The organism is Pseudaquabacterium terrae, assembly GCF_013266755.1.
Lineage (GTDB): Bacteria > Pseudomonadota > Gammaproteobacteria > Burkholderiales > Burkholderiaceae_C > Pseudaquabacterium > Pseudaquabacterium terrae.
In genome coordinates, this window is the sequence record NZ_JABRWJ010000001.1 from 229,810 (window position 1) to 240,409 (window position 10,600).

At 71.7% G+C, this 10,600-nt stretch carries 7 protein-coding genes; 6 read left to right on the forward strand and 1 reads right to left on the reverse strand.

Annotated features, from left to right (window positions below; all coding sequences use genetic code 11):
* The first annotated feature begins 71 nt into the window (after positions 1-71).
* Together HLB44_RS36940 and HLB44_RS01095 are read left to right on the forward strand one after the other, a co-directional pair.
* Positions 72-1,583: a protein adenylyltransferase SelO gene (locus HLB44_RS36940; RefSeq protein WP_173119732.1), complete on the forward strand. Its 1,512-nt coding sequence runs from the start codon at positions 72-74 to the stop codon at positions 1,581-1,583.
* A 13-nt stretch (positions 1,584-1,596) separates the two neighbouring features.
* Positions 1,597-2,991, forward strand: coding sequence for an FAD-containing oxidoreductase (locus tag HLB44_RS01095; RefSeq protein ID WP_173119734.1), 1,395 nt, complete (start codon positions 1,597-1,599; stop codon positions 2,989-2,991).
* Positions 2,992-2,995: 4 nt separating this feature from the next.
* Here HLB44_RS01095 and selD read toward each other — a convergent pair whose 3' ends face one another.
* Positions 2,996-4,081 carry a selenide, water dikinase SelD gene (gene selD, locus HLB44_RS01100; protein ID WP_173119735.1) on the reverse strand — a complete coding sequence of 362 codons (1,086 nt, stop codon included), beginning with the start codon at positions 4,079-4,081 and terminating at the stop codon, positions 2,996-2,998.
* Positions 4,082-4,184: 103 nt separating this feature from the next.
* Between selD and HLB44_RS01105 the strand changes: the two genes are divergently transcribed.
* Genes HLB44_RS01105 through HLB44_RS01120 form a run of 4 tightly spaced genes read left to right on the forward strand, consistent with a single transcriptional unit; the run spans position 4,185 to position 10,571 of the window.
* Positions 4,185-5,345, forward strand: coding sequence for an FAD-dependent oxidoreductase (locus HLB44_RS01105; RefSeq protein WP_173119738.1), 1,161 nt, complete (start codon positions 4,185-4,187; stop codon positions 5,343-5,345).
* Positions 5,346-5,363: 18 nt separating this feature from the next.
* Positions 5,364-7,691: a hypothetical protein gene (locus HLB44_RS01110; RefSeq protein WP_173119740.1), complete on the forward strand. Its 2,328-nt coding sequence runs from the start codon at positions 5,364-5,366 to the stop codon at positions 7,689-7,691.
* Positions 7,692-7,714: 23 nt separating this feature from the next.
* Positions 7,715-9,745, forward strand: coding sequence for a dipeptidyl-peptidase 5 (locus HLB44_RS01115; RefSeq protein WP_173119742.1), 2,031 nt, complete (start codon positions 7,715-7,717; stop codon positions 9,743-9,745).
* Positions 9,735-10,571, forward strand: a complete 837-nt coding sequence (locus HLB44_RS01120; protein WP_173119744.1) for an AraC family transcriptional regulator — start codon at positions 9,735-9,737, stop codon at positions 10,569-10,571. The genes HLB44_RS01115 and HLB44_RS01120 overlap by 11 nt, the downstream gene beginning before the upstream one ends.
* Positions 10,572-10,600 lie beyond the last annotated feature (29 nt).

A 10,600-nucleotide genomic window follows, 5' to 3' on the forward strand; every position in this document is an offset into this window, starting at 1 on the left:
GCCGACCCCGCCCCCGACGCGGGCGAGCGATTCCCTGCACACTGCCGCCCAGCCCACAACCGCATTGCCCCATGCTGCCCTTCGGCTTCGACAACACCTACGCCCGCGAGCTGCCGGGCTTCTACGTGGCGTGGAAACCCGCCGCGGTGCCTGCGCCGCGGCTGCTGTTCCTCAACGAAGCGCTCGCCACCGAGCTGAACCTGGACGCCGCGGCGCTGAACGGCCCGGATGGCGCGGCGCTCTTTGCCGGCAACGTCGTGCCCGATGGCGCCGAGCCGATCGCGCAGGCGTATGCCGGCCACCAGTTCGGCGGCTTCTCGCCCCAGCTCGGCGACGGCCGCGCGCTGCTGCTGGGCGAGCTGATCGACCGCGCCGGCCGGCGGCGCGACATCGCCTTCAAGGGCTCGGGACGCACGCCCTTCTCTCGCGGCGGTGACGGCAAGGCCGCCGTCGGGCCGATGCTGCGCGAGGTGTTGATCGGCGAGGCCATGCATGCGCTGGGCATCCCGACAACGCGGGCGCTGGCGGTCGCCGCGACCGGCGAGTCGGTCTACCGTGAACAGGCGCTACCCGGTGCGGTGCTGACGCGCGTGGCCGCCAGCCACCTGCGCGTGGGCACCTTCCAGTTCTTCGCGGCGCAGGGCGACACGGCCCGGCTGCACCAGCTCGCCGACTATGCGATCGCGCGGCACGACCCGGACCTCATCGGCGCGCCGGAGCGCCATCTGGCGCTGCTGCGTGCCGTCGCCGCGCGGCAGGCGACGCTGATCGCGCAGTGGATGAACGTCGGCTTCATCCACGGCGTGATGAACACCGACAACATGGCGATCTCCGGCGAATCGATCGACTACGGGCCGTGCGCGTTCATGGAGGCCTACGACCCGGCGGCAGTGTTCAGCAGCATCGACCACGGCGGCCGCTACGCCTACGCCAACCAGCCGCACATCGCGCGCTGGAACCTCGCGCGTTTTGCCGAAACGCTGCTGCCGTTGATGGCCGACGCCGACGACGAGGCCGCGGTGCAGCGCGTGGTGGCGCAGGTGATGGAAGTGATCGATGCCTTCCCGGCGCTGTACGCCACGGCACTGCGGCAAGGTCAACGCGCCAAGCTCGGCCTGTTCGCGGCCACCGCGGCCGACGACGACGCCGACAGCGCGCTCCCCGACGACTGGCTCGCGCTGCTGCACACGCAGTCCGTCGACTTCACGCTGGCCTGGCGACGGCTGGCCGACGCGGCCGACGGCGACGGCGCCGCGCTGCGCGCACTGTTCGCCGAGCCGGCGGCGCTCGACGCCTGGCTCACGCGCTGGCAGGAGCGCTGTGCGCGCGACGAGGCGGCCGGCGGCCCGCCTGCTGCCGAGCGCGCGGCCCGGATGCGCCGCACGAGCCCGTGGATCATCCCGCGCAACCACCGCGTCGAGGAGGCGCTGGCGGCGGCCTCCGACCACGACGACCTCGGCCCCTTCGAGCGGCTGCTGGCAGCGATACGCCAGCCCTTCGACGAGGCGCCTGCGCTGGCGCGTTACGCCGAGCCGGCGCCGGCGGCGGTCACCGCCTGCTACCGGACCTTCTGCGGCACCTAGTGACCGCCAGCGGATGATCGTGGCGCCGGAATCGTTCGATGCCCTGATCGTCGGCGCCGGCCAGGCCGGACCGGCGATTGCGGCGCGCTGCAGCAAGCAGGGTCTGCGCACCGCGATCATCGAGCGCGGCCAGGTCGGCGGCACCTGCGTCAACGTCGGCTGCACACCCACCAAGGCGCTGGTCGCGAGTGCGCGCGCCATCCAACTGGCGCGCCGCGGTGCCGAGTTCGGCTTCGATGCCGGCGACATCCGTGTCGACATGGCGCGCATCAAGGCGCGCATGGACGGCATCGTCGCGCAGTCGCGCACGGGGGTCGAATCCTGGCTGCGGGGCTTGCAGCACACCGAGCTGATCACGGGCGAAGCGCGCTTCGTCGCGCCCGCCACGCTGGAGGTCGCCGGCCGCCGCTTGACGGCGCCGCGCATCTTCCTGAACGTCGGCGCGCGCGCAGTGCGACCCGACCTGCCGGGCATCGACGATGTGGCCACACTGGACAACGTCTCGATCCTCGCGCTGGACCACGTGCCCGAGCACCTGGTCATCGTCGGCGGCAGCTACATCGGGCTGGAGTTTGCGCAGATGATGCGCCGCTTCGGCGCCGCGGTGACGGTGGTCGGGCGCTCGCCGCGCCTGCTGCCGCGCGAGGACGAGGATGTGTCGCAGGGCATTCGCGCGATCCTCGAGAACGAAGGCGTGCGCTTCGCGCTGGCCTCGGAATGCATCTCGCTGTCGCGCGAGGGCGCGCGCATCGTCGTCGGCGCGCAGTGCGAGCGCGACCAGCCGCCGATCGTCGGCAGCCACGTGCTGCTGGCCGTCGGGCGGCAGCCGAACACCGACGGGCTCGGGCTGGCGCTCGCCGGCATTGACACCGACGAGCGCGGCTTCATCCGCGTCGACGACCAGTGCCGCACCAGCGCCGACGGCGTCTGGGCGGTGGGCGAGTGCAATGGCCGCGGCGCGTTCACGCACACCGCGTGGAACGACCATCAGATCGTGGTGGCCAACCTGTTCGACGACGACCCGCGCCGCATCACCGATCGCATTGCGTGTTATGCGCTGTTCATCGACCCGGCGCTCGGGCGCATCGGCATGACCGAGACGCAGGCGCGCGCGGAAATGGCCCAAGGCCGCAAGCTGCTGCACGCCAAGATGGCGATGCAGCGCGTCGGCCGCGCGCGCGAGGCCGGCGAGACCCAGGGTTTCATGAAGGTGCTGGTGGATGCCGATACGCAGCGCCTGCTCGGCGCGGCGATCCTCGGGCTCAACGGCGACGAGGTCGTGCACGGCCTGCTGGACGTGATGGCGGCCGACCGCCCGACCACGGTGATCTCGCGAGCGATGCACATCCACCCGACAGTGAGCGAGCTGCTGCCGACCTTGTTGCAGCAGCTGGAGCCGCTGACTTGAGGCGTTAGCGACCCTCGGCCGATGACGAGCCGACGACGAGTCGCGGCGCGCCAACGCCGACCCGGCCGATCACCGCCGCCTGGCCGAAACCATGGCGGCCGAAGACGGCGAGCACCGCGTCCAGCGCCGCCGGCGCGCACGACACGAGCAGGCCGCCGCTGGTCTGCGGGTCGGTCAACAAGGCCCGGTCTTCGGCCGCGAACGCGGCGGGCAGCAGCACGTCGGCGCCATAACCGGCCCAGTTGCGCCCGGACGCGCCGGTGACGAAGCCCTGCGCGGCCAGCGTTCGCACGCCGTCGAGCAGCGGCACGGCCGGCCAGTGAACCTGCACCTCGCAACGCGCGCCACGGGCCAGTTCGAGCGCGTGGCCGGCGAGGCCGAAGCCGGTGACATCGGTCAACGCGTGCACGCCGGAAAGGGCCGCCAGGTCCGGCCCGGGCGTGTTGAGCTGCGTGGTGCAGGCGATCATCCGCGCATAAGCGTCGGCATTCAATGCGCCCTTCTTCAGCGCCGCCGACATCACGCCGACGCCGAGCGGCTTGCCCAGCACCAGCAGGTCGCCCGGCTGCGCGTCGGCATTGCGCTTGACGTGTTTCGGGTGCACCAGCCCGAGCGCCACCAGGCCGTAGATCGCTTCGACCGAATCGATGGTGTGGCCGCCGGCGATCGGGATGCCCGCGGCACGGCAGACCGATGCGCCGCCTTCGAGGATGCGGCCGATGGTCGACGTGGACAGCACGTTGATCGGCATGCCGACGAGGGCCAACGCCAGGATCGGCCGGCCGCCCATCGCGTAGACGTCGCTGATCGCATTGGTCGCGGCGATGCGGCCGAAGTCGTGCGGGTCGTCGACGATCGGCATGAAGAAGTCGGTCGTCGCGATCAGCGCCTGCTCGTCGTTGAGCTGGTACACCGCGGCATCGTCGGCGGTCTCGATGCCGACCAGCAGTTCCTTGGGCACCGGCATCGCCGCGGTGCCCTTCAGGATCTCGGACAACACGCCGGGCGCGATCTTGCAGCCGCAGCCGCCGCCGTGCGACAGCGAGGTCAGGCGGGGTTCGGCGGCGGCGGTCTCGTCAGCTGCATTCATGGCGGGCAAGCATAGCCGGCTCGCCGCGCCGGCGCTGTCGGTGGGAGACCGCGCACAGCGGCGACACGCAAGGACAATGCGCGCCCGGCTTCCTCCCACCCGCATGCACCGACGAGACCTTCTCCTGCGCAGCGCCAGCACCGCGCTGGCCGCGCTGCCCGGCACTCACGCGCGCGCCGCGGATCAGGCAGCGGCATTCGCGCCGCCCGCGGCGCTCGCGCCGATCCGCGCCCGTCCCGATCGCATCATCGACGTCTCGGTCTGCACGCGACCGTTCCGCGCTCAGGGCCCGCGCATCGAAGCCGAACGGCGTTTCGGCAAGACCATCGTGCACAACTACGGCCATGGCGGCAGCGGCTGGTCCCTGTCCTGGGGCGCGGCGATGTTCGCGCTGCCGCTGCTGCTGGCCACGCGCGAGCGGCACATCGCCATCGTCGGCTGTGGTGCGATCGGTCTGACGATGGCGCGCGTCGCGCAGCGCGCCGGCTTGCGCGTGCACATCTATTGCAAGGAGCGGCCGCCGGAGGTGCGCTCGTCCGCCGCCACCGGCATGTGGTCGCCCGAATCCCGGCTGTGCACGCTGGAACATGCGACGCCGGCATTCGCGCAGCAGTGGGAGGCGATGGCGCGCAGCTCGTTCAAGGCGTTCCAGCGCCTGCTCGGCCTGCCCGGTGATCCGATCGGCTGGCACGACGGCTACACGCTGTCCGACATCCCGTTCGACCAGCCCTTGCCGGGCAACGGCCACTCGAACGACGAACCGGAGTATCCGGACCTCGAAGCACGCATTCGCGATCTGCGGCCGCGCTCGGTGGTGCTGGCGCCGCACGAACATCCGTTCCGCGTGCCGCATGCGCGGCGCTATACGCAGATGACCTTCAACCTGGCGGCGTATTCGCGCCTGCTGCTCGACGAGTTCATGCGCGACGGCGGCGAGATCGAGCAACGCGATTTCGTGCACCTGCGCCAGTTCGCGGGCCTGAAGGAACGCACGATCGTCAATGCCACCGGTTACGGCGCGCGGGCGCTGCTGGGCGATCACTCGATCATTCCGGTGCGCGGGCAGACCGCGCGGCTGGTGCCGCAGCCGGAGGTGAGCTATGGGCTGATCTATCGCGGCCACAACGTGGTCGTCGTTCCGCGGAGGGATGGCCTGCTGGTGCAGGCGCAGGGCGAACGCGATTTCGGCAATCACAATACCGAACCGGACCGCGGGTTGTCGGAAGCGGCGGTGGAACGCCTCGGGCGGCTGTTCGCGGCGTGAAAAATCATCAGGGAGGGAATGAACTTGAACCAGCGGCTGATCCATGTTTTCTTGCTGGCCACGACCTTGTGGCTGGCCTCGTGTGGCGGCGGCACGTCCTCGTCATCGGACTCGCCGACCGCCGCGGCCGCAGCCCGGGCGATGGTCGCCGCGCGTGACGCCGCGCCGCAGCGCCGCGCCTTGTCGACCGCCGGCCCGGTCGATGCCACCGACGCGGCCAACCAGCTGATGGACTTCGCCGAGGTCCGGTTCCCGGAATTCTTCCCGGGCCACCCGGCCACCGGCTCGGCACTCGGCTACCTCTACCGCCACTACGAATCGACTGGCATCTACCTCGGCGTGCGCGAGGGCCAGGTCTACGTGCTGGGCGGCATCTTCGGCGGCGAAGTGCTGGCGGTCGGCGCGTTGACGCAGTTCATCACGCCGCAGCAGCGCGTGTCGGCGCGGTGCGCGCAAGCCGGTGTCTCGCATGCCGTCTTCGCGACGCCGAATGCGCAGGTCGGCCGCAATGCCGGCATCACGCTGGCCGGCTGCAGCGGTGCGATCGGCTCGCCGCAATGGCTGCAGACGGCCGGCCCGGCGCTGACGCTGGCCGCCGACAAGACGCAGACGATCAGCTTCGACCCGCCGCAGGCCGGCAACTATGGCTTCGAGCTGCGCTTCGTCGGCTCCGACGGCGCGCGGCGCACCGAGAACGTCTCGCTCGCCGTCGCGGCGGCCGAGCCGGCGGCCGTCGGCGTGACCGTGCGCGCCAGCCATTCGGTGCGCATGGGCGGCAAGGTGTCGGTGCGCGCTTGGGCCCAGCTGCCGGCGGACGACGCCGTCAAGGCCGTCACCTGGACGCAGATCGAGGGACCGCCGGTGACGCTGGACACCAGCACCAGTCGCCTGGCGGTCTTCACCGCGCCCGACGTGACGCGCGACACCGTGGTGCGGCTGCGCGCCACGCTGCACACCGACAGCGGCCGAGTGGCCAACGACGAGGTGATGGTGCTGGTCGAGCGCTACACGCAGGCGCCGGCCAGCGACGAGGCCGCGTTGTGGGGCGGCGCCCACGTGGCGCGCGTGTATGCGTACAAGTCGTCCGGCCCCTACGCGACGGCGCTGCGGCGCTGCGTCTACGACGCCGAGATCCACTTCTACGGGCCGGGCCCGAACCTGTGCACGCTGGGCACGCTGCCGTTCCTCGCGCAGGACACCGGCGGCGGCCTCCCGACGGTCGAGCAGGTGATGAGCCGCGTGCTGGTGTCGCACGACTGGCTCGGCCGCAACTTCGAGAACTTCCTGCGCACGCACGACACGCGCGGCGACTACCGGCGCATGCTCAACAGCGTGACCGCGATCGTGCTGTCGACGCACGTGCGGCCGTCGTTCTACAGCGGGCTCAGCGGCGCCATCTACCTCGACGGTGATTCGTTCTGGCTGACGCCCGAAGAGCGCGACACGATGAACGAGGCGCCGGACTACCGCAGCGACTTCGGCAACGGGCTGCAGTACGACACGCTGTGGCGCTACGTGCGCGACAACAAGAGCATCTTTGCGTACTTCGATCCGCGCCAGCGCATCACGCGCACGCTGGACGACGTGCACAACGAAGCCGGCTGGCTGCTGTTCCACGAGCTCGCGCACGCGCTGGACTACCTGCCGCCCTCGGCCTATGCCGGCCTCGACCGCTCCCTCGGCGTCTGGCTCAACATCTACCCGCGCTGGGAAGCCTCCCAGCTCACGTCGGACACGGTGGCGTTGGCCTATCCACTGAACTCGTCGATCCTGGCCGGCCTCGGGCACGTCCGCTTTCGCGGCCTGGACGCCACCTCCGAACAGAAGGCCTACACGCCCGCGCAGATCGCCAGCGCCTTCAGCACCGACGTGGCCACCGACGACTACAGCTACTCGACCTCCCGGGAAGACGTGGCGATGACGCTGGAGGAGTTCCTGATGCAGCGCCGGCACGGCATCCGCCGCGACTTCGCGATCAGCGGCACCATCGACCGCGCGAGCGGCACGTCGTCGAGCGTGCCGGTGCACTGGGGCCAGCGCGGCCGCATCGGCGAGGCGGCGATCCGGGCGCGCACGCGCGTCATCGTGCGCCAGCTCGCGCCGTGGGCCGACGAAGCGGAGGTCGACCTGCTGCCGGCGCCGACTGCGATGCGCGCCGGCGAGAGCTGGGGGGCCAACCTCGAGCAGCCCGCGATCCCGCGCCGCGCACGCGCCGCCAACGAGCCGCCGACGCTGCAGCAGATGTGGCAGTTCCAGCGCGAGCTGCAGCGCATGCAGCATCACCGCCACCATGGCGCCCAGCGCCTGCCACCGGCGATGCTCGGCGCCGCGCGGCCGGCGCACTGACGCGGCAGCAGCGCAGCGTACCCATGCGCAAGCCGATCACCGTCGAGGACCTGTGGCAGTTCGAGCGCCTGGCCGGTGTCGTCGTCTCGCCCGACGGCACGCGCGCGGTGTGCGGCGTCACGCAGCCGTCGATGGAGCGCAACGACAGCAGCACGCAGCTGTGGCTGCTCGACACCGACGCGAAGCGCGCGCCGCGACCGCTGACCAGCGGCGGGCAGAAGAACGGCCAGGCCGCGTGGTCGCCGCGCGGCGACCGCATCGCCTTCGTCGCGCGGCGTGAGCAGCAGGGTCGCAGCGACGACCAGCCGCAGCTGTACCTGATTGCGCCGGACGGCGGCGAGGCCACGCGGGCCAGCGACTTCGCACCCGGCATCGAGGCCTTCCGCTGGCTGCCCGATGGCCGCGGCGTGGTCTTCGCGGCCTGGGTCTGGCCGGGGCTGAAGGGTGCGCGCGCGCAGGCCAAGGCCTTCAAGACCTTCAACGCGCGCAAGGAAACCGGCTACGCGACCAGCGAGGCGCACTACCGGCTGTTCGACCACCAGCATCCGATGCAGCGTGTGCTGCACCTGCTGCGGCTGGATCTGGCCAGCGGGCGCATCGTCGACCTGTTCGAAGGCACGCCCTACGAGCTGCCGCGCGTCGACCTGCAGCCGCTGCCTTTCGACGTCAGCGCCGATGGCCGGCACCTCTGTTTCGCCTATGACCCGGCGCCCGAGAAGCTTGCGGGCCAGCGGCGCGTGCTGGTCGAGCTCGATCTCGCGCGGCGTCGCTTCCACCGCGTCGCCGACGACCCGGCCTGGGACTTCGACCTGCCGCGCTACAGCCCGCAGGGCGAGCGCATCGCCGCGCTGGCGGCGAACGTCGGCAAGGCGCACACGATGCCGGCGAAACCGGCGCTGCTGTCGCGCGATGGTCGCTGGCGTGCGCTCGGTGCCGGCTGGGACCTGGAATGCGCGTCGGCGCCGGCGTGGTCGGTCGACGCTCGCGCGCTGTACTTCAGCGGCGAATCGCGCGGGCGTTGCCCGCTGTGGCGCTGCGCGGTCGATGACGACGTGATCACCGAGCACGCCGGCGGCGGCTGGGTGCAGGGCTTCGACGTCGGCGGCGCGCCTGGGCAGGAGGTGCTGGTCACCGCGATCGACGGCCACAGCCATCCGGTGCGGCTGTTCGCGCAGCGCGCGGGCGCCGCGCCGCGGCGGATCGAGCGCTTCAATGACCGGCTGCTGGCGCGGCTGGCGCTCGGCGAGGTGCGCGAGGTGAGCTTTCAGGGCGCGTTGGGCGACGAGGTGCAGATGTGGCTGACGCTGCCGCCGGACTTCGATGCGCGGCGCCGCCACCCGGTGCTGCACGTGATCCACGGCGGACCGCAGGTCGCCGCCGGCGACAGCTTCGGCTACCGCTGGAATGCGCACCTGCTGGCCTCGCAGGGGCATGTGGTCGCGCAGGTCAACTACCACGGCTCGACGAGCTTCGGCCACGCCTTCAAGCACAGCATCGTCGGCCGCCTCGCCGAGCTCGAATTCCAGGACCTCGAGGCGGCCACCGACTGGCTGCGCGCACAGCGCTGGGTCGACCCGCAGCGCATCAGTGCCAGCGGCGGCAGCTACGGCGGCTTCCTGGTCGCGTGGATGAACGGCCATGCCGCGCCCGGGCGTTACCGCGCCTACGTCTGCCATGCCGGTGTCTTCGACCGCGTGGCGACCTTCGCCGCCGATTCGTATGCCGAGCGGCCGAAGGACCTGGGCGCGCTGTACTGGGACGACATGCCCAAGGTGCTCGCACAAAGCCCGCATGCATTCGCGGCCGCGATGCGCACGCCGACGCTGGTGATCCACGGCGCGCTCGACTACCGCGTGCCGGACTGCAACGGCCTGGCCTTCTACAACACGCTGAAGCTGCGCGGCGTGCCGGCGCGGCTGCTGTGGTTTCCGGACGAGAACCACTGGGTGCTGAAGCCGCGCAATTCGCGGCAGTGGTACCGGGAGTTCTTCACCTGGCTCGACGCGCATTCCGGGCGCCGGCGCGCAGGTCGACAATCGCGCCATGCGCGCTGACAGCAGCCATCGCGGCCAGGTTTTCACCACGCCGTGGCCCGGTGTGCACGGCACGCTCATCGACAGCACGCGGCACTACGGCCGCCACTGGCACACGACCTTCGGCTTCGGCCTGCTCGAGCGCGGCGCGCAGCGTTCGGCCAGCGGCCGCGGCGAGGTCAGCGCCTACGCCGGCGATCTGATCACGACCAACCCCGGTGAAGTGCACGACGGGCGGCCGCTCGACGGCGCATCGCGGCGCTGGCGCATGGTCTACCTGGAGCCGGACGCGATGGCCGAGGTGCTCGCCGCACCCGCCGGCGCGGGCGAGTTCACGCGCCCGGTGCTGCGTGACGCGCGGCTGCAGCGCGCCGTCGCCGCACTGTTCGATCGGCTCGACGGCTGGCGCGCCCGCGGCGACGACGCAGCCGCGCTGGCCTGCGACGAGGCCCTCGCGCACTGCTGCGAAATGCTGCTCGGTGGGCGTGCCGTTGCGTCAAGGAGCGCCCTGCCCTTCGCCGAACTGCGCGCTGTGCGCGATCGCCTCGCCGACGCTGCGCTCGAAGCGCCCTCGCTGGCCGTGCTGGCCGCGCAGGCCGGCTTGAGCCGCTACCAACTGCTGCGCCGCTTCAGCGCGGCCTTCGGCCTGCCGCCGCACGCCTGGTTGCTGCAGCAGCGCGCCGAACGCGCGCGCCGGCTGATCCGCGGCGGCGCGAGCCTGGCGCTGGCCGCGGCCGAGGCCGGCTTCGCCGACCAGAGCCACCTGACGCGCATCTTCGTGCGCCAGTTCGGCTACACGCCGGGCGCCTGGCAGCGGGCAATGGCCGTGCCGCGCGCCTTGCAATAACGTTCAAGACGCCGCGCGGCGGCCGCACC